General features: G+C 51.8%; 25 protein-coding genes and 5 tRNA genes. 6 read left to right on the top strand and 24 right to left on the bottom strand.

Features of this window, described 5'->3' with window-relative positions:
• Positions 1-49 precede the first annotated feature (49 nt).
• The 14 genes from P2G53_RS07185 to P2G53_RS07120 all read right to left on the bottom strand — a co-directional run bounded on the left by P2G53_RS07185 (position 50) and on the right by P2G53_RS07120 (position 15,217).
• On the bottom strand, positions 50-1,699 hold the full coding sequence (locus P2G53_RS07185) for an AMP-binding protein (protein WP_275815684.1): 1,650 nt from the start codon (positions 1,697-1,699) through the stop codon (positions 50-52).
• Between the two features lie 105 nt (positions 1,700-1,804).
• Entirely contained in the window at positions 1,805-3,028 is a 1,224-nt protein-coding gene (gene flgL, locus P2G53_RS07180; protein WP_275815683.1) for a flagellar hook-associated protein FlgL, read from the bottom strand.
• 10 nt (positions 3,029-3,038) lie between these two features.
• Positions 3,039-5,012 (bottom strand): flagellar hook-associated protein FlgK, encoded by a 1,974-nt coding sequence (flgK, locus tag P2G53_RS07175; protein ID WP_275815681.1) that lies wholly within the window; start codon positions 5,010-5,012, stop codon positions 3,039-3,041.
• Between the two features lie 75 nt (positions 5,013-5,087).
• Entirely contained in the window at positions 5,088-6,110 is a 1,023-nt protein-coding gene (gene flgJ / locus P2G53_RS07170; RefSeq protein WP_275815678.1) for a flagellar assembly peptidoglycan hydrolase FlgJ, read from the bottom strand.
• Positions 6,110-7,198 (bottom strand): flagellar basal body P-ring protein FlgI, encoded by a 1,089-nt coding sequence (locus P2G53_RS07165; protein ID WP_275815677.1) that lies wholly within the window; start codon positions 7,196-7,198, stop codon positions 6,110-6,112. Before P2G53_RS07165 ends, flgJ begins: the two co-directional genes overlap by 1 nt.
• A 14-nt stretch (positions 7,199-7,212) precedes the next feature.
• Positions 7,213-7,890 (bottom strand): flagellar basal body L-ring protein FlgH, encoded by a 678-nt coding sequence (gene flgH / locus P2G53_RS07160; RefSeq protein WP_275815675.1) that lies wholly within the window; start codon positions 7,888-7,890, stop codon positions 7,213-7,215.
• A 17-nt stretch (positions 7,891-7,907) separates the two neighbouring features.
• Complete coding sequence (gene flgG, locus P2G53_RS07155) at positions 7,908-8,693, bottom strand: flagellar basal-body rod protein FlgG (protein WP_275815673.1); 786 nt, start codon at positions 8,691-8,693, stop codon at positions 7,908-7,910.
• A gap of 21 nt (positions 8,694-8,714) precedes the next feature.
• Positions 8,715-9,458 (bottom strand): flagellar basal-body rod protein FlgF, encoded by a 744-nt coding sequence (gene flgF, locus P2G53_RS07150; RefSeq protein WP_275815671.1) that lies wholly within the window; start codon positions 9,456-9,458, stop codon positions 8,715-8,717.
• Between the two features lie 261 nt (positions 9,459-9,719).
• A complete protein-coding gene (locus tag P2G53_RS07145) occupies positions 9,720-11,669 on the bottom strand; it encodes a flagellar hook-basal body complex protein (RefSeq protein ID WP_275815669.1) in 1,950 nt (649 codons plus the stop codon).
• A gap of 12 nt (positions 11,670-11,681) precedes the next feature.
• Positions 11,682-12,389 (bottom strand): flagellar hook capping FlgD N-terminal domain-containing protein, encoded by a 708-nt coding sequence (locus tag P2G53_RS07140; protein WP_275815667.1) that lies wholly within the window; start codon positions 12,387-12,389, stop codon positions 11,682-11,684.
• A 17-nt stretch (positions 12,390-12,406) separates the two neighbouring features.
• Positions 12,407-12,838, bottom strand: a complete 432-nt coding sequence (gene flgC / locus P2G53_RS07135; RefSeq protein ID WP_275815665.1) for a flagellar basal body rod protein FlgC — start codon at positions 12,836-12,838, stop codon at positions 12,407-12,409.
• A gap of 2 nt (positions 12,839-12,840) precedes the next feature.
• Positions 12,841-13,242, bottom strand: coding sequence for a flagellar basal body rod protein FlgB (gene flgB, locus P2G53_RS07130; RefSeq protein WP_275815663.1), 402 nt, complete (start codon positions 13,240-13,242; stop codon positions 12,841-12,843).
• 166 nt (positions 13,243-13,408) lie between these two features.
• Positions 13,409-14,257, bottom strand: a complete 849-nt coding sequence (locus tag P2G53_RS07125) for a protein-glutamate O-methyltransferase CheR (RefSeq protein WP_275815661.1) — start codon at positions 14,255-14,257, stop codon at positions 13,409-13,411.
• Between the two features lie 27 nt (positions 14,258-14,284).
• Positions 14,285-15,217 (bottom strand): chemotaxis protein, encoded by a 933-nt coding sequence (locus tag P2G53_RS07120; protein WP_275815659.1) that lies wholly within the window; start codon positions 15,215-15,217, stop codon positions 14,285-14,287.
• A gap of 86 nt (positions 15,218-15,303) precedes the next feature.
• Between P2G53_RS07120 and flgA the strand changes: the two genes are divergently transcribed.
• The 5 genes from flgA to P2G53_RS07095 all read left to right on the top strand — a co-directional run bounded on the left by flgA (position 15,304) and on the right by P2G53_RS07095 (position 17,432).
• The gene (gene flgA / locus P2G53_RS07115; protein WP_275815657.1) at positions 15,304-15,996 is read left to right on the top strand and encodes a flagellar basal body P-ring formation chaperone FlgA; all 693 of its coding nucleotides are present in this window, start codon (positions 15,304-15,306) and stop codon (positions 15,994-15,996) included.
• A gap of 124 nt (positions 15,997-16,120) precedes the next feature.
• Positions 16,121-16,426 carry a flagellar biosynthesis anti-sigma factor FlgM gene (gene flgM / locus P2G53_RS07110; protein WP_275815655.1) on the top strand — a complete coding sequence of 102 codons (306 nt, stop codon included), beginning with the start codon at positions 16,121-16,123 and terminating at the stop codon, positions 16,424-16,426.
• A 6-nt stretch (positions 16,427-16,432) separates the two neighbouring features.
• Positions 16,433-16,912: a flagellar protein FlgN gene (locus tag P2G53_RS07105; RefSeq protein WP_275815653.1), complete on the top strand. Its 480-nt coding sequence runs from the start codon at positions 16,433-16,435 to the stop codon at positions 16,910-16,912.
• A 63-nt stretch (positions 16,913-16,975) separates the two neighbouring features.
• A tRNA-Arg gene (locus P2G53_RS07100) sits at positions 16,976-17,052 on the top strand.
• Between the two features lie 185 nt (positions 17,053-17,237).
• The gene (locus tag P2G53_RS07095; RefSeq protein WP_275815651.1) at positions 17,238-17,432 is read left to right on the top strand and encodes a DUF2061 domain-containing protein; all 195 of its coding nucleotides are present in this window, start codon (positions 17,238-17,240) and stop codon (positions 17,430-17,432) included.
• A 12-nt stretch (positions 17,433-17,444) separates the two neighbouring features.
• Here P2G53_RS07095 and P2G53_RS07090 read toward each other — a convergent pair whose 3' ends face one another.
• Positions 17,445-19,043 (bottom strand): response regulator, encoded by a 1,599-nt coding sequence (locus P2G53_RS07090; protein WP_275815649.1) that lies wholly within the window; start codon positions 19,041-19,043, stop codon positions 17,445-17,447.
• A gap of 312 nt (positions 19,044-19,355) precedes the next feature.
• On the opposite strand from P2G53_RS07090, the gene P2G53_RS07085 reads away from it, so the two are divergent.
• Positions 19,356-20,279, top strand: coding sequence for a histone deacetylase family protein (locus P2G53_RS07085; protein WP_275815647.1), 924 nt, complete (start codon positions 19,356-19,358; stop codon positions 20,277-20,279).
• A 54-nt stretch (positions 20,280-20,333) separates the two neighbouring features.
• On the opposite strand, the gene P2G53_RS07080 is transcribed toward P2G53_RS07085, so the two are convergent.
• The 9 genes from P2G53_RS07080 to csrA form a co-directional block, all read right to left on the bottom strand.
• On the bottom strand, positions 20,334-21,635 hold the full coding sequence (locus tag P2G53_RS07080) for a sodium ion-translocating decarboxylase subunit beta (protein ID WP_275815645.1): 1,302 nt from the start codon (positions 21,633-21,635) through the stop codon (positions 20,334-20,336).
• Positions 21,636-21,647: 12 nt separating this feature from the next.
• Entirely contained in the window at positions 21,648-23,423 is a 1,776-nt protein-coding gene (oadA, locus tag P2G53_RS07075; RefSeq protein WP_275815643.1) for a sodium-extruding oxaloacetate decarboxylase subunit alpha, read from the bottom strand.
• 52 nt (positions 23,424-23,475) lie between these two features.
• Positions 23,476-23,718: an OadG family protein gene (locus P2G53_RS07070; protein WP_275815641.1), complete on the bottom strand. Its 243-nt coding sequence runs from the start codon at positions 23,716-23,718 to the stop codon at positions 23,476-23,478.
• 219 nt (positions 23,719-23,937) lie between these two features.
• Entirely contained in the window at positions 23,938-25,404 is a 1,467-nt protein-coding gene (gene thiI / locus P2G53_RS07065; RefSeq protein WP_275815639.1) for a tRNA uracil 4-sulfurtransferase ThiI, read from the bottom strand.
• Between the two features lie 81 nt (positions 25,405-25,485).
• Positions 25,486-25,562: transfer RNA gene (locus tag P2G53_RS07060), tRNA-Arg, on the bottom strand.
• A gap of 27 nt (positions 25,563-25,589) precedes the next feature.
• Positions 25,590-25,666, bottom strand: a tRNA-Arg gene (locus P2G53_RS07055).
• Positions 25,667-25,692: 26 nt separating this feature from the next.
• Positions 25,693-25,769, bottom strand: a tRNA-Arg gene (locus P2G53_RS07050).
• 11 nt (positions 25,770-25,780) lie between these two features.
• Positions 25,781-25,870, bottom strand: a tRNA-Ser gene (locus P2G53_RS07045).
• Between the two features lie 59 nt (positions 25,871-25,929).
• Positions 25,930-26,118: a carbon storage regulator CsrA gene (csrA, locus tag P2G53_RS07040; RefSeq protein ID WP_275815638.1), complete on the bottom strand. Its 189-nt coding sequence runs from the start codon at positions 26,116-26,118 to the stop codon at positions 25,930-25,932.
• Between the last annotated feature and the right edge of the window lie 117 nt (positions 26,119-26,235).

The following is a 26,235-nucleotide window of genomic DNA, read 5'->3' as shown; positions in this document are numbered from 1 at the left end:
GTTCAGTTGAGAGGCATTATACATTTTACATTAGAATAATCTAATTTAACTACATCGCCCTGAGCGCACGACGCAACACCTTCCCAACCGGTGTTTTCGGTAGTTCGGAAAAAAAGTCGATGCGTTTAGGCACTTTGTAAGCCGCAAGGTGGGTCCGACACCAGCTTTGCAGGTCAGCCGCCTCCAGTGCCGGATTCGAACTGACCACACACAAGCGCACCACTTCGCCACAACACTCATCAGGCTGTCCAACCACCGCACACTCCACAACATCAGGGTGAGAGGTGACTACATCTTCGACCTCACTGGGATACACATTGAACCCGGAAACAATGATCAGATCTTTGGCCCGATCCAGCAGATGCAGATAACCCTCATCATCAATACTGGCGATATCACCGGTAATCAGATAACCGTCCTGCGTGAACACTTCACTGGTCGCCTGCTGTTGCTGCCAGTAACCCGACATCACCTGAGGGCCCTTCACACAGAGCATGCCGGCCTCTCCCGCTGGAACAGACTCACCCTCATGCCCAATCAACTTGACGTCGGTACAGCACAGCGACTTACCAATACTGCCGATATGCGGTGCATCCGGTGGATTAAGGGTCACTACCGGTGAGGTCTCGGACAAACCGTAACCCTCAACAATTCGACAACCCGTGATCGCACGCCACTGCTCTTCCGCTTTGTGGGTCAACGCCATCCCACCGGAAATCGTCAACTCCAGCCGACTGAAATCCAGCCGGGCAAACGCCGGCTGATGGCACAGGCCCATAAACAGGGTATTCAGGCCCAGAAAGCTGGTCGCCTGAAATTTAGCCATCACCTTAATCAGACTGGGTAGATCTCTGGGATTGGGAATCAGCACATTATGGCCACCATTCAGCAACACCAGTTGCGAACAGGTGAAGGCATAGATGTGATACAGCGGCAAAGGCGCAATCACCGTATCCGGCCAGTGACTGGCCGCTGGCTTCAGGGCATTTTCAACCTGCAGGATATTAGCGATCAGATTGGCATGACTCAGCACGGCCCCTTTGGCCACACCGGTGGTACCTCCGGTGTACTGCAACACAGCGGTATCACCGCTATTAAGCAACACCGGCTTCGGCGCTAGCCCCGTATATCGCGCCAAACAGGCTCGCAGTTCCATGGCCTGAGGCAGATCATAGGCCGGTTCCATTTTCTTCAGGTATTTAACCGCACCATTGATCAGCGTACGTTTCAGCACTCCGTGCAGGTCAGCAACCTGAGTCACAATCAGATAGCGTAAACGGGTCTGTGGGTAGATGGTTTCAACCTGATGCGCCAGGCCCTTCAGAATGACCAGTGCAACGGCACCACTGTCATTGAACTGATGCAGCATCTCACTGGGGGTATAAAGTGGATTGGTATTCACCACCACCAGACCCGCGCGCAAAGCACCAAACAAGACGATGGGATACTGAATCAGATTAGGCAGCTGAATAGCGATCCTGTCACCCGGTTGAAGGTCGGTCTCATTCTGAAGGTAACAGGCAAACGCAGCAGAGAGCTGGTCCAGTTCCCGATAGGTTATTGAACGCCCCAGACTGGTATAGGCAGGGCGCTCAGCAAAGGTCTCTGCAGCATACTGCAGCAGATCAAGCAGGGTTTGCAGGCCCAGAGGATTAATCTCTGCGGGGATCAGAGACGATGCCGAACAGGACACGGCCATACTCCACTCCACTGATTTCTTCTTGTGTGGTCAGTATGGCACAGGCCTGAGAGATTACCGTTTTCTGACGAAAACGGTATTTAAAATCAGCGATATAGGCCGCAATTAATTCAGGAAGCTAAACAGGTTCAGGCCCTGTACCTTAGCAAAACTGGCATAGGAGGCCTCCAGCACAGTTTTTTGTAATTCAAACCGACTGATCGCTTCGTTGTAGTCCAGATCCTCAAACGATGAGAGCGCCTCCTGGGTAAAGATCTTGTACTCCTCGTTTACGTCCGTCTGCTGTTCAAGTGCATTGAGACGTCCGCCAATACTGGCCACAGACTGCCCGTTACGATCTTCTATAGCCGTGAGGTTATTGAGTACATTTGCGATACTCTGGGCAAACGCATCCCGACCCGCATCGGTTGTGGTATCGGCTGTTTCCAGTGCAATTTTCAGGTCCAGAGCAGTATTAAGGATATTGTGCTGGCTGAAGGCTGACAGGGTCACCGTGGTATCACTGGCGACCGTACCAATGGTCAGCACTACACCCGCGTCTGCAGTCAGATCGATACTGCCGTCGGCAATATTACCGGTAGCCACTGTCACCGGCGGTACCTGGCTGTCGGTGACCGTATAGGTGCCAGCGCCGGTATCAAAGCTGATCTGAAGATCACCCCGGGTTTCCACAAAACTGCCCAACAGATCCGGATCAACCAGATCCAGATCACTGATCTGGGTACCGGACTGTTGCAGACTCGGCACCACGTAACCCGGGATTTTGCTTATTTTTTCAAACACTTCTGCCCCGGAATCGGTGGAAGCAATCTTCGTGTCCGGACCAATCTGAATGAAACGCTGGCCATCGTCACCGTTAAACACATAACGCCCGACAGTTTCATCAAAACTGTAGGCCTGGGTGAAACCTTTATGCCCGGAGAACAGGTATTCACCCTGAACATCCTTGGTGTTCATCAGACCTTCGAGTTCATTAATGATCTGCTCCACTTCGGAAGCAATGCCTTTACGGTCAGCACTGGTCAATATGCCACTGTTACCCTGAATGCTTAGCTCACGCAGGCGAATCGCAAGGTTATTGACCTGCTGAATGGCGTTTTCTTCCAGCGTCAATCGGCGTTCGGACACATCGATGTTTTTGCCAAACTGCTCAGTCCGGGCCACCTCTTTTTTGAACTTCTGAATCTGAGCCGAGGCCAGCGGATCATCGGACGGCTGCAATACTCGCTTACCGGTGGCAATCTGCTGCTGAGTCTTAAACAGATCACTGTTCGCCTTACTCAGATTATCAATGTTATTCAGATATACCTGTTGTGTAGAAATACGCATTTTCTACCTCCTATACGCTCTGTAACAGCGTATCGAAAATTGTCTGGGCCGCACGGATCAGCTGAGCGGATGCCTGATAGGCCTGCTGGAACTGCACCAGTTTTGCCGCTTCTTCATCCAGGTTGACCCCGGAGATAGCCGCCCGGGTCTCTTTGTTGATATCCAGTACAGACTTACTTGACTGACTGTTGAGCTGCGCCACGGACGCCTGGGTACCTACCCGTTCGACCACCTGACCGTATTTGTCCTGATAAGACGCACCTGAGATGGATTTGGCAAACTGCAGGTCCGACAGCAACAACGCGTTTCGGTTATCGGATACACCTCCCGTGTTGAGGTCAATCGTAAAACGATCACTCACACTGGGCAGGTTGCGAATCACGATCTCGTAACCCTGCAGCGCAATCGGCTCACCCGGCTGGTACAGACCGGTGGTGGTATCGCCATCCGCATCGGTTAATACATAAGACAATACGCCACTGGCATCCGCGGTAAAACTCAGCTCCAGCGGCGGGGTCAGTTCGCCCAGCACGCTGGACAGATCCGCATAGTCTTTATCGGTAATCGCAACCGAAACTGTACCCGTACCGGTATTCGCAATATTTTCAGACACCGCCAGAGGTGCCGCCAGCGCCAGTTGCTGAGCACTGGAGATCACAGTATCAATTTCAGAGGCAGCGTTACGGGCCGGCCGGATCAGGTATTTATCACCCACCACAAACGCGGGGCTGGTATCAATATCCAGCGTGAAACCATCAATGCGCAGACTTAGCTCTCCGGTTGCACTGTTCAGACTGAACTGGCCATCATCGGTCGGCGGGGCCGTCGGTGTCAGCGTCGACTGATTCCAGCGCATACCATCACTTTTGCGGATCAGGGTAAAGTTGGAATCTGAATTAAAGATCAGCTCATACTCTGTGGCCAGAACCTTACTGACATCATTGATGGTCACACCACCGGTGGCACTGCTGGCGTTATCACGTTCGGAGAGGAAACGGTTCGTGCGTGCCGTGGCACTGTTAATATCGGTGAACAACAGGCCGCCGGCATTGCCGTCAAAATCCATACCCAACTGGTGTTGTTCATTCATGCCATCGGCAAACACCAGCGCGATACGGCCCAGTTCATCGAGGGTTTTATTCAGTACTTTGTCACGGTATTCCAGCAAACCACCGACCTGACCACCAGACACCTGATTACTGATATCACTGATATTGCCATTGATACTGATCGCAATATTCAGCTGGCTGCTGTCAGCTGGACTGAGCACCGTCGTGAGGGGACTGGGGCGCAAACCAACCACCAAAGGCTGACCGTTGCCGATAAAAACACTCACCTCGCCACTGGGCTGATCCAGCGTTGTGAAACTGATGTATTTGGATAACTCTTCAAGCTGAGCATCACGCTGATCCAGCAGCTCACTTGGCACAGAGCCAGACGCCTGAGCGATGCGAATATCATCATTCAGCTCAGCAATATGGCTGCTGATGGTATTAATAGCCGCCACCGAACTTTCCAGCCGACCATTGATGGTGTCATTCTGGCGGCGGATATTGGCATCCAGATCATTAAAGCGCTGCACCAGTGCCTCTGCTTGGGCAATAAACAGCTCACGGTTGGGCAGACTGACCGGATCATCAACCGCGGTCTGCAGCGCACCAAAGTAATTATCCATGGCGGTGGAGATACTGGTCGCTTCACCGGCCATCAGGTTATCCAGCTCATTGGCAAAGGCTTCAAAGGTCAGCGAGCTGTTGTAGCCTGCGCTGTCACCCCAGATCTGTTTGTTGAGAAACGCATCCGCAATTCGGTCGATGTCGTTGATAACAACACCACTGACGCCCTCACGCGACTGAAATACAGGGCGCTGACGCGTGTAGCCCTCAGTATTGACGTTACTGATGTTCTGTCCGGTAACACTGAGTGCAGTCTGATTGGCCTGCAGGCTCTGGGTGCCAAGATTTAATAGACCGAAACTAGACATGATGAACTCCTGCCGAGGGGCTTAAAGTGTTGCTGCACGCTTAACCAAAGGCCGGGTAAACCAGTAATAAACTGATCAACCCTCTTTGGGTGGCGGGGTCTGCTGACCGGCTAACACCTCTCCCTCAAAAATACTTTTCACTTTTTCTGCATACGCCGGATCTGTCGCATATCCAGCTTCCTGCAAGCGTTCAATGTACGCGTATGGATCTGCTGCGCTTTCAAGCGCCAGCTGATAACGCGGACTGTTTTTCAGAAACTGCACATAGTCTCTGAAGCTTTCTTCATAACCGGCGTAACGACGGAATTGCGCCTGCTCCCGTACCGGCACGCCATCACGGTATTCCAGCGTGCTGACCTGAGCGGTATCACCCTGCCAACTCCGGCCCGCCTTGATATTGAACAGGTTAAAACTGCTCTGGTTTTCACCGCCAATAATGAACCGACCCCAGCCGGTTTCCAGTGCGGACTGGGCCAGCAACAGACGCGGATCGACACCCAGTTCGGCAGCCACTTCCTGTGCCATCGGCATCAGGGTCTCAACAAACGCCTCGGGTGAATCAAAGCGTTGCGGCTTGCTCGATTCCGCTGGCATTACAGTGGTTGCTACAAGATCAACGTCCGGTTTGACTCCCGGTGGCCGCTCAGTTTTTTGTCCCTGTTGCAGCAAAATTTCAGCTGCCATGGCCGCCGCCCGGTCCATCGCGGTGTTCAGCTGACGGCTTTCAAGATTCAGTTCCATTTCGCCGGAAGATTTCGCTTTTTCAGGTGACTGTGGCGCCTGACTCAGCTGGCGCACCAACACATCGGCCAGGCCAATGCCTTTGCCCTTGGCACTGGAGATTTCCAGCGCCAGCTGGTTATCAAACATGCCCTGATAAAACTCGGTCTGACTGCTGTTCATGAAGTTGCCTTCACCAAACGCGGCGTTCGCCTCACGCATGGAGCGCAGCAGCATATTCATGAACAGTTGCTCAAACTGTTCAGCCGCCAGACGCAGACCTTCCTGTTTATCCGTCAGGGCTTTGCTTTTGAGTTTCTGCAGCTCTGCCAGATCGGTATACAGCTGGGTACTCTGACCAGAAGTTGGCTTTACCATCAGATCACCACCAATTCCGCTTTCAGGGCGCCGGCCTGCTTCAAGGCTTCAAGAATCGCCATCAAATCACCCGGAGCGGCACCCACCTGATTCACTGCTTCAACGATTTCACTCAGGCTGGCACCCGGCGCAAACTCAAACATATGGCCGGAGCCTTCATCCACCTGCAAGCCGCTCCGCGGAGTCACAACAGTCTGGCCAGCGCTGAGTGGATCTGGCTGATCAACCTGTGGCGCTTCTGTAATGGATACGGTCAGGCCGCCATGGGTAATGGCAACCGGTGACACCTGTACGTTCTGGCCAATGATGATGGTGCCTGTACGGGAGTTGATCACCACCTTGGCCGCATCCTGCGCCGGTTCAACATTCAGGTTCTCCAGCACAGAAAGAAAACTCACCCGCTGTGAAGGATCACGCGGAGCGCGCACCCGAATGGAGGTTGCATCAAGAGAAGCTGCCATGTCCGGACCCAGCAACTGGTTGATCTGCTCTGCCACCCGACGTGAAGTAGTGAAATCGGAACGGTGCAGGTTCAGCATCAGGCTGTCACCCTGGGCAAAACCACTGGGTACAGCACGTTCTACCGTGGCCCCACCCGGGATTCGACCCACGCTCGGCACATTCAGCGACAAACGGGAACCATCATCACCCTGCACACCGAAACCGGACACCACCAGGTTGCCCTGACCAATGGCATAGACCTGACCATCAGCACCTTTAAGCGGGGACATTAACAAGCTGCCACCGCGCAGACTTTTTGCATCACCAATCGCGGATACGGTGATATCGATGGTCTGACCGGGTTTAGCAAAGGCAGGCAGTTCCGCATGGATCGCCACCGCCGCAATGTTTTTCGATTTAGGATTCACATTCGGCGGAATCGCCACACCAAAGTTATTCAGCATGTTACGGAAGGTCTGGGAGGTAAAACTGGTCTTATCGCCGGTCCCATCAAGACCCACCACCAGTCCATAGCCCACCAGCTGGTTACTGCGCACACCCGCCACACTGGCAATATCTTTCAGGCGTGCCGCTTCAACCGAGAAGCTCAACAACAATGTACTGATTAACAGAACAACTGATTTCATAGTCAGGCTACTCCTTACAATGGCCACAGTGCGCTGACAAAGAAGCGCGAGAGCCAACCCATTACGTTGGTGTCATTCACTGCCCCGGTACCGCTGTAGGCAATTCGGGCATCCGCCAGTTTGGTGGAGGCGATAGAGTTATCTGAGCCGATATCCTGTGGACGTACCATGCCGCTCACCCGGATATATTCATCGCCCTGATTCAGGGTCAGCCATTTCTCACCGCGCACCAGCAACACCCCGTTTGGCAGCACTTCGTGCACCGTGACACTGATGCTGCCGTTCAGGCTGTTGCTCATATCCGACTTGCCTTCACCCGCGAACTCAGTGGTACTGGTGGGCAGGTTAAAACTCAGCGGATTACCCAATACGCTGATGCCATTGCCAAATGCCGTGCCCTGCTCCAGAGAAACTGAAGTTTCTTTATCCAGCTCGGTTTTGTTTTTCTTCTTGGATGAGGTCTGTTCCTGCAGCGTGACTGTCAGAATATCGCCCACCCGATAGGCCCGGCCGTCACCGTACAGGTTCATACTGGTCGCCGCGTTATAAATAGAACCGTCCATTGGCTGGACCGGTTGCATATCCTGCGGACGAATGGGTGCGTACATCGGGTTATCAGGTTTGACCTGCTTCTGGACACAGCCCCCCAACATCACCAACACACCGACCAAAACCCATACTGAGCGATTCATGCCACTAACCTCTTACCTTAAAGTTGCTGCGCCACAAAGGAGAGCATCTCATCTGCCGTCGAGATCACTTTGGAGTTCATCTCGTAGGCACGTTGCGTGGTGATCATATCCACCAGCTCTTCCACCGCATTCACATTGGAACCTTCCAGTACACCCTGTTTCAGAATGCCGGTGCCGTTTTCACCAGGGTTGCTGACGATAGGGGCACCGCTGGCAGACGACTCCTGAAACAGATTCTGCCCCAGCGCTACCAGACCCTGCGGGTTAACAAAGTCTGCCAACTGCAACTGGCCAACTTCGGTCGGCGTCGGATCACCTGCGGTAACCACTTCAACCACACCATCGGTACTGATGGAGAAATTAACCACCTCAGCGGGCAGCGCGATGACCGGTTCCAGAAGGTAACCCTCAGCGGTTACCAATTCGTTATCCGCATTCAGATGCAACTGACCATTGCGGGTATAACCAATATCACCGTTAGGCATGGAGACCTGCAGAAAACCACGGCCATTGATGGCCACATCAAATGCCTGATCGGTGATCTGCAGTTCACCGGTATGGAACAGCTTCTGGGTACCGACAGTGCGCACACCAGAGCCCAGCTGAAGCCCTGAAGGCAGCTGAGAATCGGCGGCTGACTGGGCTCCCGGCTGGCGGCGAATCTGATACATCAGATCCTCAAACACCGCTTTATCTTTTTTGAATCCCACCGTAGCCACGTTGGCCAGGTTGTTGGAGATCACCTTCAGGTTGGTGTCCTGAGCGCTCAATCCGGTTTTTGCTACAAAGAGTGCACCGTGCATCTCATTTTCCTCTGGTAATCATTAACTCAAACGTAAAATTGCAGCCGCTGCTTCAGAATTTTCCTGAGCGGTTTTCATCATCCGCACCTGCATTTCAAACTGGCGTGAAGCCGAAATAATGCTGGTCAGCTCATTCACGGCGTTCACGTTGCTGGACTCGATATATCCCGAACGGACGCGCACGTTAGCATCCGGCTCCAGCACCTGATTGCCCTCAGTGACCATCAGGCCATCCCGGTCCTTGAACAGAGCTCCACGGTCCGGATTCACCAATTTAATCTGATCCACCAGCACCAGCTGATTGGCGTTATCGCCTAAGGGACGAACGGTAATCGTTCCATCCGTGGCAATATCCAGGTTTTCATAAGGCGGCAGGATGATCGGAATGCCACCATTGCCCATCACCGGCAATCCACTGCCGGTGACCAGCTGATTGGTGGCATCCACCTGCAACTCGCCACCACGGGTATAGGCTTCGGTACCATCAGGACGGATCACCGTCAGCCAGCCATCCCCCGCGACCGCCAGGTCAAGCTTGCGTCCGGTTTCAATCAGTGTGCCACCGGCAAGGTTCGTGGCCGGACGCTCTGTTTGTGCATACACCCGCGATGCATGCCCATCACCGAACACCTGCATCGCACGAGCCTGAGCCAGATCAGATTTAAATCCGGTGGTGTTTGCATTGGCCAGATTGTTGGCATGAGCCTGTTGCGACAGCATATTTTCGCGTGCGCCGCTCATTGCCAGATAGAGCACTTTATCCATGTTTTCCTGCCAGTCTTCTGCAACGGAATTACCCCTTGGCGGAGCAAAACACTTTCATATGCCTAGTAATTGCAAACGGCGTGCCAAAAAATAATCAAAAATAAGATGCTGATTTTAAAGAATAAAAAAATAAGACAGGCAGCAGATTGCCGCTTTTGCCGGAGAGAAGCGGTAAGGGCTGGCAACAGAGAGGAAGGGGTTGTCCATGCTAAAAAAAGGCCGTACAGAGTACGGCCCGAGCAATGCAAATCGAGACAAGGATCAGATCTGCAGAATCGCCTGAGTCACATTGTTGAGTGTTTCAAGCGTTTTCGAGTTGGCCTGGAAGTTACGCTGCGCTTCAATCAGGCTCACCAGCTCTGCTGACAGGTCAACGTTGGACTGTTCCAGCGCGGCTGATCGCAGGGTACCGTTCAAACCTGTACCTGGCGGGTTAAGAATCGCGTTACCTGAGGTCAGGGTGGCACTCCATTCGGTATCACCGGATGGCGTCAGGCCTGACTGGTTTTCAAAGGTTGCAATCGCAACCACACCCAGATTGGCGTTCTGACCGTTGGAGAAACTGGCGATCATCTCACCGGTTTCACCGAAGGTTACGCCGATCAGGTCACCTTTGGTGTAACCATCCTGAGTTGAAGCTTTCACAATGGATGCAGATGCAAACTGGGTTGAATTCTCCAGATCCAGTGTGATGTTGGTATTCGGATCAGCCGGGTCAGCACCGTAGATAGTCACTTTAGGCACTGCTGCACCGGCCACCACTGCATCACCATTAATTTCGTTCAGCAGACCGTTGGTTGGATTGAAACGCAGCAGGATCGGGCCGTCATCCGACAGCGTGGCAGATTCACCCGGATCATTTGGTTTACCCAATTCCAACTGAGTTTCACCGTTCAGATAGGCGTAAGCGCGGTAGTAACCCTGATAAGAGTTATCACCATTCACGACTGAGGTCGGCTCGTCTGCAGCACCACCATCAACAAAGATACTGTTGGTTGCATCATCAGAGAATTGCAGCAGATCATTGGCCACGTTACCAACGTCCGCTTTGTAGGTCACACTGACCTCACCTGAGGTGGAATCAAACAACACAGAGGCCACATCCGGATTACGGTCAATAATCAGTGATTGCTGTGCGGCCAGCTGCTCACCAATGGTACTTTTCGGAGTACCGGTGGCAAAAGAGAAGGACACGCCACCCAGCTCAAAGTTGACATCTGAGATCAGGTTACCGGAGGCATCAAATGCACCGGCGCCATTGGCTTCAAACGAGAACGTATGCACCTCATTGGAGGGACGTTCGTCGGTTGAGGTCGCAGTAATCGCAGCACCACCGACAATATTATCGACAATCAGATCACCGTACTGAGTTGAGTCCGACTTGAACGTCACATTCAGTTCATGATCGGTCGTATTGTAGGTGACCAGCAGGATGCGCGGATCCGCAGTTTGCAGATCGGACAGCACGGTAGAATCAAGATTGCCCGACGCATCAAAGTCAGTCAGCGCCACGTTGACATCAGAGATGTCAAAGCTGGTTGGGTCTGAGTCAAAGGTCGTTGTGCGGATCTCATTTACCGGACGCTGCTCAACAAAGTTGAACTTGATGGTGTGTTCGTTACCCAGACTGTCAAAGGTTCTAACGGTCGTGCTGTAGGTAAAGGAACCCGGTTCGTCCTTGTTGTAATTAGGCAATAGCTTGGTTTCATCCAGACGCGAGTCGATGTTGAACGACAGATCGATGGATTCGGTAGCTTTTGGCGGGCTCTCTTTCTGGGTGACTGCCAGGTTACCGATTGGCAGCCGGTTACCCTGCTCATCCAGACCGTAACCCTGCAGGTATTTGCCAGACTTGGAGACGATAAAACCGTCTTTATCCAGCTCAAAAGAACCAGCGCGGGTATAGGTCACACCGCCCTGGCCGTCGTCCAGCTGGAAGAAACCGGAGCCGTTAATGGCCAGGTCAAGGTTGTTGTTGGTGAACTCGATGGTACCCGCCTGAAAGTCCTGGGCGATATCTGTCACGGTTACACCGGAACCTGCCACGTTAGAGGAACCGGCACCGACGACTGCGGTGGCATAGATATCACCAAATTCGGTACGCGAGGATTTAAAGCCCACGGTACTCGCGTTGGCAATGTTGTTACCGGTCACGTCAAGGTCGGTACTGGCCGCCTTAAGGCCCGTCACTGCTGTGTTGAAACCTGCCATTGATCTACCCTCTTATACGCCGATCTGTTCAACATCACTGACATCAAAACTGCCAGCGTTGGTATTCACTTTCATACCAATACCATTTTCGCCCAACGTGACGCTGTTCACTGTGTGCGCCATGCGAGTGTTAATGGGCTGGTATTCTCCATCCACCATCTTCTCAACGGTGAAGGTAAAATCGCCCGGTGGAATCGTAGGTTGACCATTCTCATCAAACGGCATCTGCCAGGCAAAATCATGGCTGCCAGACTGAACAGCACCCAGATTCATGGTATCCACCATAGAACCACTGGAGTCATACACCCGAATCCGAACAGACGATGAGCTGGTGTCCAACGAAAACGCGCCATGCGCATAAGGACTGCCCGAAGTGCCCACTTCAACTGTATCGCCCGGCACATACACAGAACGGCCTACCATTGAGGATGCCTGCAAGGCCGCCTGACTGGTCAGCATCGACTGCGCCATATTCTGCACAGATACGTTCAGCTGATTGATACTCTCCACCTGAGACATGGTGGCAATCTGCTGCATGAAATCAGTGGTATCCGCTGGACTGGTAGGGTCCTGATTACTCAACTGAGCAATCATCAGACGCATGAACATGTCACTGTCTTCCGCCGCCTGCGAAGAGGTGGAAGAGCCTTTTTTCGTCTGATTTTGCGTGTTTATCTGTTCAAAAATATTTTGGTTAACGCCATTAACGTTGTTGCTCATGGCTGCTACCTCTCACCTTACTGACCCAGAGACAGACTCTGCTGCATCATCTGCTTGGCCGTATTCATAATTTCAGTATTAATCTGGAACGAACGTGAAGCGGAGATCATATCTGCCATCTCTTCTACAACGTTCACATTCGGGTAATAGATAAATCCGTTCTCATCCGCCATCGGATGGTCCGGACTGTATTCCTGCCGCAGTTCTGCCTGGCTTTCGATAATCCCCAGCACCTGCACACCCCGACCCGCGTCAGGCGCGTCTGCCGGCAGGGATTCCGAACCCGGCATCTGCTGCACAGCAAACACTGGCTTACGGGCCCGGTAAGTGCTGTCCACACTTGAACTGATACTCTCTGCATTGGCCATATTACTGGCGGTGGTGTTCATCCGGATGGTCTGCGCATTCATGGCAGATCCGGCGATCGCAAACACATTACTCAATGACATGCTTATTCACCTTTTATTGCAGATTTCAGGCCTGTGATTTTGCGATTCAACAACTGAAAAGATGCCTGATATGCCATCGCATTTTCAGTGTAACGCGCCATCTCCTGCTGCAGCTCCACGGTATTGCCATCCACTGATGGCTGCTGCGGCAGGCGGAACATCAGATCAGCCGCATAATCAGGATTGATCAGATCAGACTGATGCCCGGCGTGTGTAGCAACCGGCTTCAGTGCCGACGGCTGGTCAGTGACACCCTCCAGCATGGCAGCAAAATCCAGATCACGCGCTTTAAAGTTCGGGGTATCCGCATTGGCGATATTATTGGCCAGCACCTCTGCACGACGGGCGCGAAACAGCATCGCGTCATCGTGAATACCCAGTGCAGACTCAAAATTGATTGCCATTGTTTTGCCTCCAAACAACTCTGCCCAGATAAAAGCAAACAACGAACCAACTTTAAAAAATCATTTAAAATCTTATGGATAGGAATTTTTATCGTATTAAAAAGCCATAACCTGCAGGCAGAAACGGCAAACACGATCCGCTTATTGCCGCAGGCGGCAATGCGGTTTAGAGCGCTTGATAAACAATACCGGGACGGCAATGAATCATGCGGTATTTGTCATCCATGGCGGGAAGGAATTCTGAAGCCCCCAGAAAGAGATAGCCTCCGGGACGAAGTGAACCATGTAGCTTGTGCAAAATTTCGAGTTTGCGATCACTGGAAAAATAGATCAGCACATTGCGGCAGAAAATGACGTCAAATTTACCCAGAGCCGAATAGGAACCCAGCAGGTTGAGCTGCTGAAAGCGCACCATGTCACGTAAGCGGCTTTTGACCTGCCAACTGCCGGATGAGGTTTGCTCAAAAAAACGCTGACGCTGCTCAGGCGACAACCCGCGTCCAAGCGCCAGCATCTCATATTCACCCCGGCGTGCTGTAGCAAGCACCTGCGTCGAAATATCCGTCGCCACTACATCCACTGCAGGCAGCCTCAGCCGCCCCACTGTGCGGCATTCATCAACAATCATACTGATGGAATAAGGTTCCTGCCCGGTGGCGCAGGCGGCAGACCAGATACGTAAAGGCTGACCCGGCCGCTGCTCGGATAACTCCGGCAGCAACTTTGTCTGCAATAACATAAACGGATGGGAATCACGAAACCACAGGGTTTCATGAGTGGTCATCGCTTCTATCACCTGCTCGCGCAGGCGCATCGAACCCGGCCGCTGCAGCAGAACAAGCAATGCTTTGAGATCAACGCAGTGATTGACCCGCGCCAGTTCTCGCAAGCGGCTCTGCACCAGATATTGCTTGGATTCAGTCAGCAGGATGCCACTGTGTTCTTCCAGAAAGCGACAGAACTCGCGGAAGTCATCCGGCGCAATCTGGAATCCCGGCGGTTGCGGTGTGAGCATCTCGATTTTTAACTCTGAACGCGGAAATTAACGGACCTGGTTGATACGGTGCACCACGACAGAGGCCAACTCATCCGGATCAAATTTAGCCAGGAAACCATCCGCGCCCACTTTCTTCACCATCGACACGTTAAAACCACCCGACAGGGAGGTATGCAATACCACGTGCAGATGTTTGAGCTGGTCGTGACCTTTGATCATTGACGTCAGGGTATAACCATCCATCTCCGGCATCTCGATATCGGAAATGATCATCAGGAACATAGCGGGAACATCAATGCCTTTGCCAAGCAGCTGCTGCAGGGTATCCCAGGCCTCACGCCCGTTATTGCGTGACATCACCTTGATACCGAGACTTTCCAGACTGCGCTGCATTTGATTACGCGCCACGGCGGAATCATCCACAATCAAAATCTGATAATCCTGGGCTTTCTCACGCACGGCGGAGTCAGCCACTGTTTCACTGACTTCGGTTTTCATCGGGTACAGATCGGCCAGAATCTGCTCCACATCGAGAATCTCGACCAGTTTGCCTTCATACTCAAAGATGGCTGTCAGGTAATTTTCAACGCCGATTTCAGTTGGCGGCGGCATGATCTGATCCCAGTGCGTATTAAGAATACGATCAACCCGGCGCACCAGAAATGCCAACGTCCGGCGGTTATATTCCGCCACAATCAAAAAACACTGGCGCTGCTGGTCATGAGGAATCGGCGCCCGACCAACTGCCTCGGAAAGATCCAGTACCGGAATGGTTTCGCCACGGATGTGTGCCATACCCTTCACAGACGAGGTCTGGCGCGGTACTTCTGTCAGTTCCGGACATTGCAGCACTTCGCGCACTTTGAACACGTTAATGCCGTAACGCTGTTGAGATTCAAGACTAAACAACAGCAACTCAAGACGGTTCTGACCCACCATCTGAGTGCGCAGGTTTACACTATCTAGGATACCTGACATGATCTATTAATCCTGCAGAATAACGTTAACTTAAGTTGAATGATCGCATGTATGTGCCGCATCGCCAGCTTGATCGGAAACGCCCCGTGAACCGCATCCGCTTGATCTGCCTGTCAGCGCTTATCCTTATCTTATCGGCACCGCAATCCGGTTCTGCAGCCATCCCTGTCACTGCGTTAGAAAATGAAGCCCAAGCTTACCTTGTTCAACACTATCGCACTATAGCGCCGAGTGCCCGAACCGAAATCAAGATTAACCCCATTAACCGTGCAGTTAAACTCCACGAGTGCCAACAGCCCATTCATTTTGGCACACCCAGAGGCAATGGCCATCGCATTAGCTTTAAAGCCGTTTGCTCCGCTCCCTTCTGGCAGATCTTTATGGCGGCCGAGGTAAACCTGTTCGCGCCCGTTGTCGTCAGCCGCACAAGCCTGCCCAGAAACAGCGTATTATCGGCCGGCAATCTGCAACTGAAAGAGATGGACATCACCGGGCAAACCGACTTTTTTTATAACCTCACTACAGTCACTGGATGGACAACTAAACGCAGTCTGGCTGCAGAAACCATTCTCACCGCCGATATGGTAAAACAGCCGACCACAATCCAGCGCAATGACGCTGTATTGATTGAGGCTCAGCGAGATCACGTGGTGATTCGGGTGCCGGGGACCGCCCTGGAGGAGGGATCTATTGGTGAGCAAATCAGAGTGCGTAATGACCAGTCGGGACGCGAAATCAAAGCGATTGTAATCGCGCCCGGTCAGGTCAAAGTGCCCTAAACAGATACTGCTGGCCAGCCTGCCTGAAATTTATTAAAATTTTTACTTAATCACCTTTTCCGGCGCTAAAGTCGCAGGGATATCTGCCGATAATATCAGCAGATACAAATATGAGGATGGAATCATGTCGATCAATCTGACAGGACTTTCGGCTTCCCAGCTGAACAGCTCCCGTGCACAGAACAACGACAGCGGACAATCCAGCAAAGGTGTTTCAGTACAGGGTGCTGGAACAGCACCGCAGGGCGATACCGTTAAAATCAGTGATGCTGCGCAATCATTGAAGGATATCGCTACTTCTCTGGCCGGTGCCCCTGAAGTGGACTCTGACCGCGTCGCTGCAATCAAGGCGGCTCTTGCTGACGGTAGTTACAGCATTAACGCCGACAAAATTGCTGAAAAAATGCTGCAAATGGATGAGGCATTCTAACTTTTTATGCTCTCATCCCCGCAACAGCTTCAATTAGCTGTTCTTCTGCAAGAAGGCATTAAACTGCTGCAATCCCTTGATCAAGTCTACGATGCTGAACTCGAGATCCTGAGCAAACAGGATCTCGACGCTCTCAGCGATATCACCCAACGTAAGACCAGTTTACTGACTGAATTTCAGCAATTCCGGGTTAAACGCACGCAGTTGCTAGCGGAATTTGGTATCAGCAGCCAGATTAACGGCTATCAGCTACCCGCTGACACCGTTAATGAGACCTCAGTCACCGAGGCCGTGGTCACACTGGAAAAACTGTTACAGCAGATGCAACGCAAAAATTCTCGTAACGAGAATGTGATTGCCCGCAGTCAGCGTAATGTCCAGCAACTTCTGGCTATGGTCCGTGGCCACCGCCAGGAAGACAAACTCTACGACCAGTCCGGCACCGCGGGTCTCTACAAAGCTCAGAGCCGTATCGGCAAAGCCTGAAATCCTTAAAAGCCATGACAGAGACGCCAGCACTGGGTAAAATCAGGCCCGTCGTGTTTAGACGTCCCAGTAGCTCAGGTGGATAGAGCGGTCCCCTCCTAAGGGACAGGCCAGGGGTTCGAATCCCTTCTGGGACACCATTTAACCAGCTTTGTCTCTCACCAAAATCCACTACCCAGAACTTATCCGGCACCGGATAGTGCGCACAGCGGCCCACCAGTCTTGTTATTCACACAAGCAATCAAAAACATAAAATCAATAAATTTAAACAAATATTAACAGCCGCATACACTGGACTCCGTAACACTTTACCGAGGATACGGTCATGCGGAAAACACTGTCATTCGCTGTTCTACATTTTACGATTGCTTTCGGCCTGACCTACGCCATGACCGGTAGCTTTTTGACGGGCAGCGCTGTGGCGCTGATTGAGCCTGCAGTAAACACGGTTGCTTTTTACCTGCATGATCGGTTCTGGCCCACTTCGCCTAAGTCTACTGAAGCGGAAATTGCCGTATAACAGAGCCCAGTCTCAGCGCAGTAAATTACCAAGGCTGCCAGCAGGAAGCTCTTCAACTCCCCGGTGCAGGAGAACCTTCAATTGCTGATGTTTCTCCTGTACCTCATTCTCCAGCACCATCCGGGAAGAGAGGGTTAGATAACGCTGCACCATGCGCAGACGCTCTGAACGTTTTTCCTGACTGTCCCGCGCAGACTCAAGAAACAACTGCGCCAGGTTAAGCAATGCCGCAACGTTTGATGAATCATATTCCGTTGCCAGACCAAAATATTTCAGCGCTTCCGGCATGCGTCCGGCCAGATAGCTCTTTACGCCCTGACGGTTCACTTTGCGGCTCATATCCACATCACGACCCGGCGCTGAAACCACCGGAGGCTGCACAGGTTTATCCAGAATCGGAATCCGGTCCCCCGTAACAGCGAGTAATTCACGATCCAGATCCAATGGAACGGCCAGTTCAGCATTGGCCCGCTGCGCCTCTCTGGCACATTGATTCGCCCCATCCTGATCACCCAACTGCTGCAACATCTCACCCCGCAGCAATGACGCCTGAATACGCAAACGCTGGTCCTGGGGAAAGGCACTAAAGGCATCACTCAAAAGTTTATTGAAACCGCCATAGAGCTCATCCTGCCGTTGCTCGGAGCTAACCGCGACTTCCAAGCGTTTAAGGTTGGCGAGCTTAAGATAAGGCTCAGGAGAGCGGTAACAACTGTGCCGCCCCAACACGATCGATTTTTTGTAAGCCGATGACGCCACATCCAACTGTTTGGACTGGGTGGCAATCCGCCCCAGGGTCATCTGTCTCGGAATACCGAGAGGAGAAAGTTTAATGGCATCATTCAGTATCTCGCGTGCAGCATCCAGATCACCAAACTGCTCATAAACCTGAGCCAGCAGATCATAGGCCGGAATATAAAGCGGAAACTGACGGGTAAAATGCACCAGCAAACGCTCAGCCTCCTTGTTTTTTCCCTGCTGCATCATGGATTTGGCATACAGCATACCGGCTTCTTTATCTTTTTTGTCGGTATACATTTTGCCCGCAATCCGTTCTGCCAGATGAGGCTGGCCCGCCTGAAGCTGCAGCCGCGCCATCATTAAGCAGGCGGCATCATATTCATCGTCATAAGGCGCGAACGCATTGCGACAATACTGAATCGCCTGTTGCAATTTACCAGCAGCAACCAGCTCTTCAACCGGCGCAAACAGCGCTTTGCGGGTGAGTAACTGATCCAGTCGGTTTTTGAGCTCTTCAATTGAAAAGGGTTTGGTCAGGAGTGCGTCGGGACGACTGTCCAGTGCATGCAGAATAAGCTCCTGGGCCGCATCGCCTGTCATAAATACCCAACAGGTCGTGGGCTTGATATAGCCGCGATAACGACACTCTTCCAGCAATTGAATACCAGAAAAACTGTCGCTGCTATTATGTCCGAGCAGAATGACATCATAATCGTCTTCCGCTATGACAGAGAGAACCCGAGGCGTGATGGTGACGGCCTTGAGATTGACCACTCCCATACTACGCAGCATGTAAAACAGCGTAGCGCGCATATTACCGCTGCTATCGATCAGCAATACCTGCTTGTCAGAGTAATCTACCTGCGCCACTGAGCCATTCCATCTCCGGGGAAGCCCTCAGTATAAAAGGGCAAGACATGAGACAAAAGGCCAATAAGTGCTAAGTTACCGATTTTACATAAAAAAACGCCAGCCAAAAAAAATGCACCGGACCTTGGGTGAAAGATACGGTGCAAACAGTTCTATGCTGAGGTTGCAGCTTAAAACAACTTTCAGAAAAGAATCCTGACCCAGATCAATCATCTGACCGGTTAAGCGGCGTAAGCTGGATAAGACAATTGAGTAAGTGCGGACTTTTTGGGTTTCCGATAGACTCAGCATAACTACAAGAAGTGAGATTCTATGACTACAGCCTTTATCTCTCACGAGGATTGTGGCCTCCACAACATGGGCCCGGAGCATCCTGAAAGCCCGATTCGCCTGATTGCCATTCGTAAAGTGCTCGAAAAGACGGGCTTGATGCAGGAGCTGGAGCAACTGCAGTCCGTGCACATCATGCCGGAACAGATCAAACTCGCCCATGCCGAGCTGCATCAGAAACGCCTGGAGATGAAACTACCAAAAAGCGGCGTTATCTATACCGATGATGACACTGCACTGTGTCCGGATTCACTGCACGCAGCCAGCCTTGCCGCAGGTTCCGCCGTCATGGCGGTTAATCGTGTGCTGTCCGGCAAGGCCGATAATGCTTTTTGTGCAGTACGCCCACCGGGCCATCATGCCGAGCACAATCTGCCAATGGGCTTCTGTTTTTATAACAATATCGCCATTGCGGCGATGCATGCCCTGCAACAACCGGGTATAGAACGCGTCGCAATCTGCGACTTTGATGTCCACCACGGTAACGGAACCGTGGATATATTTAAGGACAAACCCGAGGTGCTTGTTTGCTCAACCTTTCAGCACCCCTACTATCCGGAACGGTACAGCGACATATTGCGGGACAATATTATTAACTGCCCGATGGACGCCCATTCCGGAAGTCAGATTTTCCGTACACTGGTTGAATCAAAATGGTTGCCAGCACTGCAACGGCACAAACCAGATCTGATTCTGATCTCTGCAGGATTTGATGCCCACCATGAAGACCCCATGGCGGATATCAAGCTGGACGAAGAAGATTACGCCTGGGTGACTCGCCTGCTGTGTGACACTGCACGTACCTATTCCAAAGGCCGCGTAGTATCAGTGCTTGAAGGCGGATATAACCCGGTGTCGCTGGCCTTCAGTGTGCAGGCCCATCTGGAAGTCCTGGCGGGCTACTGAATTTAAGACAATAAAAAGGGCTGCCTGAGCAGCCCTTTTTTATGCAGGATAAACTTAACCTACAAACTTGATCATAACACCCGCAGCAACCGCTGAACCGATTACACCCGCCACGTTTGGACCCATGGCATGCATCAGCAGGAAGTTCTGTGGGTTAGCTTCAAGACCCAGCTTGTTGGATACACGCGCCGCCATTGGCACCGCGGATACACCGGCTGAACCAATCAATGGGTTGATAGAATCACCACCCGCCAGCTTATTCATGAATTTAGCCATCAGTACACCACACGCAGTACCGATACCAAATGCCACGATACCCAGAGCAAGAATACCCAGTGTCTGGAAATCCAGGAATTTGTCGGCAGACAGTTTAGAACCGACAGACAAGCCCAGGAAGATGGTCACAATGTTGATCAGCGCGTTCTGAGCAGTATCACTCAAACGGTCAACCACACCACATTCACGCATCAGGTTACCGAAGCAGAACATACCCAACAGAGGGGCCGCATCCGGCAGCAACAAGGCAACCAGAATCAGCAGTACGATTGGGAACATGATCTTTTCAGTTTTGGACACATGACGCAGCTGCTTCATGGCGATCTTACGTTCAGCTTCAGTGGTCAGAGCACGCATAATGGGCGGCTGAATCAGCGGAACAAGCGCCATGTAAGAGTATGCAGCCACAGCAATAGCGCCCAGCAGATGCGGAGCCAGCAGCGTGGTCACATAGATCGCGGTTGGACCATCAGCACCACCGATAATACCGATGGCTGCGGCTTCCTGGATATTGAAATCCATGATGCCTAGAGCAGTCAGACCCACAGCGCCCATGATGGTGGCAAAGATACCAAACTGTGCCGCTGCACCAAGGAACAGTGTTTTCGGGTTAGCCAACAACGGACCAAAGTCAGTCATTGCACCTACGCCCATAAAGATCAGCAGTGGCGCAGCACCAGAGGCGATGGCAACGGTATAGAAGTTGTACATCATACCGTTCATATAGCCTGCATCTGAGGCAATATTCACGGCTGCTGCGTGCGCTACAGCACCAGCTGAGTGATAAGCATGCAAAATATCATGCGGATCAAGGCTGGTGATGCTCAGAGCACCCGCCAGTGCAGACAGCACTTCTGGTTTAGCAAAGTGAACAGCATTTTCTACCGCGGAGTAAGCCATACCGGCTTCCGGGATGTTGGCCATGATGCCACCAAAACCAATCGGTACCAGCAGCAAAGGCTCAAAGTTTTTCTTGATTGCAAGGTAGAGCAGTACCATGCCCACCAAAATCATGATGCACTGACCACCGGAAATATTGTAAATCCCGGAGGCAGTCCACAACTGGACTAGCTTTTCCATTGATCTACGTCCTTATGCCAGGGTCACCAGGCTGTCACCAACCTGTACAGAGTCACCTTCTTTGACGTCAACGGAAACAATCGTGCCTGAGCGCGCAGCACGGACTTCAGTTTCCATCTTCATCGCTTCCAGAATCACCAGCACGTCACCTTCCTGAACAGTCTGGCCAGCCGCAACTTCGACTTTCCAGATGTTACCTGCCAGTGGCGCAGGAACCGCTTCCGCTTCACCAGCAGGCGCAGCCGCCGCAGCAGGTGCAGCTGGCGCAACAGCAGTTACATTGCCGCCTTCAGCAACCTGAACAACATAGCTCTGTCCGTTAACAGTGATGGTATAAACTTGTGGGCCGGTAGATTTAGGTGCAGCCATTGCTTGTGCGTCCTCTAAAGTCGGTGCAGGTTCAAATGCGTCAGGGTTGCCACGGTTCTCAAGGAACTTCAGACCAATCTGTGGGAACAGCGCATATGTCAGAACATCGTCAATTTCGTTTTCACCAGTGGTCAGGGCAATACCCTTCGCTGCAGCGATACCGCGCAGTTCACCCACCAGTTTATCCATTTCAGCTTCCAGCAGGTCAGCCGGACGACAGGTGATTGCTTCACCACCGTCCAGAACACGCGTCTGGAGTTCAGCGTTGTAAGGTGCTGGTGCAGCACCATACTCACCTTTCAGGATGCCCTGAACTTCTTTGGAAATGGTTTTGTAACGCTCACCCATCAGCACGTTAATAACGGCCTGAGTACCAACGATCTGTGAGGTTGGCGTAACCAGCGGGATATAACCCAGGTCTTCACGCACACGTGGAATTTCAGCCAGCACTTCATCAAACTTGTCAGATGCGCCCTGTTCTTTCAGCTGGTTTTCCATGTTGGTCAGCATGCCACCCGGCACCTGGGCAACCAGGATGCGAGAGTCAGTACCACGCAGGGAACCTTCAAACTTGGCATATTTCTTACGTACAGCTCGGAAATACGCAGCAATCTCTTCCAGTTGATTCAGATCCAGACCGGTATCGCGCTCAGTACCTGCCAGCGCTGCAACCACAGACTCGGTAGAGGTGTGACCGTAGGTCATAGACATTGAAGAGATTGCGGTATCAACACGGTCGATACCCGCTTCACAGGACTTCAGGATGGTCATGTCAGACAGGCCAGAGGTCGCATGCGCATGCAACTGCACTTCCAGCTGGGTCTGGGCTTTCAGACGGGACACCAGATCAAACGCATCATAAGGTGTCAGGATACCTGACATATCTTTGATGTTGATGGAGTCAGCACCCATATCTTCCAGAGTTTTAGCGTAATCCACCCACATATCGATGGTATGGACCGGACTCTTGGTATAAGAGATGGTGCCCTGAGCGTGTTTGCCAGTCGCTTTAACAGCTTTAATTGCTGTTTCCAGGTTACGGGGATCGTTCATCGCATCAAAGATACGGAATACGTCCACACCGTTGGTGGCAGCACGTTCTACGAATTTGTTTACCACATCGTCAGCATAGTGACGGTAGCCCAGCAGGTTCTGGCCACGCAGCAGCATCTGCTGTTTGGTATTCGGCATTGCCTGTTTCAGGAGACGGATACGCTCCCAAGGGTCTTCGCCAATAAAACGGATACAGGAGTCAAACGTTGCTCCGCCCCAGCTCTCCAGGGACCAGTATCCAACTTTGTCCAGTTTTTCAGCGATTGGCAGCATATCTTCAATTCGCAGACGGGTTGCGAACAAAGACTGATGGGCGTCACGCAGAACCACATCAGTAATGCCAAGAGGTTTTTTTGCATCGGTCATGGGAAATGGCCTTTGTTATATGCTTATGCAGTTTATTCTTCTAGATGACAGCTTATTTGCCGCGGTACTTATGCACAGCAGCGGTCATCACAGCGATCAGTTCATCCTGATTATTTCCTGCTGCCGCTGCCGCAGCTACCGGCTTCTTTTTCGGTACTGGTGGTGCTTCAGGGAATAATTTACCGACAAACTTCGACATAAAGTTTGTGGAGATGACGAGCAAAGTCAGAAAAACAAAGACAAAGCCCATGCCGAAGACCAACAAAGACAGGCCTTCTGAAAGCAGATTATCCATCGAATGGGTGCTCCTTTTAATGTCCCCAGTTGCCAGGTGAACGGGCTTTTGGCCCTGATTTACATCAGTAATCTCACAGCTGGCAGATGTGCTGGTTTTAGATGGACCCCAATTAAACCCGAATTTGCAAACTCAGGCAACACAGGCAATTTACTTTATTTATCAGCAGGAAAGCCGAAATTTGACTCATTTCGATGTATTTTTACTACAAAAAAAATCCTACTTTTTGGCAGTATCAGGTCTGAATACCTTGATATTACTGAAGCCTTTTTCTTGTAGTTGCTGCGCCTGAAGCTGGCTCATGACGCCTTTTTCACAATACAGCAGGTATTCTTTTGATGTTTCTAGCGTTTCAACAGCCTGATCCAGCTTATAGAAAGGTATGCACAATACCGGACATCCCGGCATATTCAGGGGTTTTTTCTCCTGCTCGTGGGGCGCGCGCACATCCACGATCACCTGATTTTCACCCACTTTAGTCAGCGCTTCGATCTCCGAATGCACCGCTACATTTTCGACAATGTCATCAATACTGATCACCTCAGAGCGCTCAATGGCCCGGGTCAGCACATCTTCATCAAAATTGGCCTCTTCCTTTTCTACCTTGTCGCGTTTGGCATGGGTTGTAGGCTTGTCAGAGATGACACCACAGTATTCAGGCATGCTACTGGCAAATTCAAATGCCCCCAGTTTACGGGTGATATCAACAATGTCCTGTTTATCCATGGTAATCAGTGGACGAATAACAAGTTTGCTTGTTGCAGCATCAATCAGTGCAAGGTTTGGCAGCGTCTGACTCGATACCTGAGCAATGCTCTCACCCGTTACCAGGGCATCGATGCCCATCTTGTCGGCGACCTGCTCAGCGGCGCGCATCATCATTCGCTTCAGAATGACACCCATGTGGGAGTTATCAACACTCTGCAGAATCTCACCTACGACCTCATCAAACGGCACCGTAATAAATTTCACCCGGGCTGAAGAGCCGTATCTCTGCCACAGATACAGCGCCACCTGCTTTACGCCAATCTCATGAGCATGCCCACCCAGATTGAAAAACAGGAAATGGGTTTTACAACCCCGTCGCATGGTCATGTAACTGGCGACAATAGAATCAAACCCGCCAGAGATCAGAGAAAGGGTCGCTTCCTGGGTGCCAAGTGGAAAACCACCCTGACCCGGATAGGTATTGGTCACAACAAACAGTTTGTCGTTATTGATTTCGAGATCAACAAACAGATCAGGCTTGTGCACATCGACACCGGTAGCTTCCGAATGCTGCCTCAAGCCGCCGCCCACATAGCGCTCTACGTCAATCGAGCGAAACTCGTGTTTGCCACTGCGTTTCACGCGTACTTTGAAGGTTTTGCCTTTCAGGCGCTCAGCATAGGCTTGGAAAGCATGTTCATAGATGTCGTGGAAATCACCCAGCGGATACTCAGTCACTTCAACATAGCTGTGTATACCTGGCGTGCGCCCCAGAAGATCCACAACACTCTGAGTGAGGGCTGCATCCTGACTGGGACACTCCACTTCGACCTTATCCCAATGCCCAATGATTTTAATGTTCTCGTCATAGCGCAACAGCATATTCTGTAGATTGCTGCGCAGACGCTGAATCAGTCGTTTACGAACCGGCCGGCTTTTTACAGTGATTTCAGGGAATAAACGGACAATAAATTTCATTGCGGGGTACCGGCTGCGTGAAGAAGATCAGAAAAGGCGCCGATTATAATGATTCTGGCCTGGGATATACAGTCAGGTAAGTGGCGCGCCCGGCACGATTCGAACGTGCGACCGCCTGGTTCGTAGCCAGGTACTCTATCCAGCTGAGCTACGGGCGCGTAATGCAGTACAGATTTTTTTTGAGGTGGCGCGCCCGGCACGATTCGAACGTGCGACCGCCTGGTTCGTAGCCAGGTACTCTATCCAGCTGAGCTACGGGCGCGTAATGCAGTACAGATTTTTTTGAAGTGGCGCGCCCGGCACGATTCGAACGTGCGACCGCCTGGTTCGTAGCCAGGTACTCTATCCAGCTGAGCTACGGGCGCTTACTTCAAAATGGCGGTGAGCGAGGGATTCGAACCCTCGATAGGGGTAAACCTATACGCCCTTAGCAGGGGCGCGCCTTCAGCCACTCGGCCAGCTCACCAACACCGGCGCGTACTATACAAAATTGATTTTCAAAATGAAAGGAAAGAATTGGAAAAATTAACCCTGACTCTCGTCTTCATTTTTTTCACGCTGAATGCGCTGATAAATCTCTTCACGGTGTACAGATACGTCCTTGGGTGCATTCACACCAATACGGACCTGGTTACCTTTCACACCAAGAACAGTGACAGTGACATCGTCACCAACCATGAGGGTTTCACCAACCCGGCGGGTCAGAATGAGCATAGGGATCTCCTTTTATGTCCAGGTATCGGTTTTTAGCCCGATTGCATGCCGGCACGCATCCAAATCCCTGCCGCATCATGCCCTGATTCGATACACACCCGTCTAACTATAGACAAG

It is taken from the genome of Neptuniibacter sp. CAU 1671, from assembly GCF_029222905.1.
Classification (GTDB): Bacteria; Pseudomonadota; Gammaproteobacteria; order Pseudomonadales; family Balneatricaceae; genus Neptuniibacter.
Note: the sequence above shows the minus strand (reverse complement) of the source record. Positions and strands in the feature narration are given on the sequence as shown.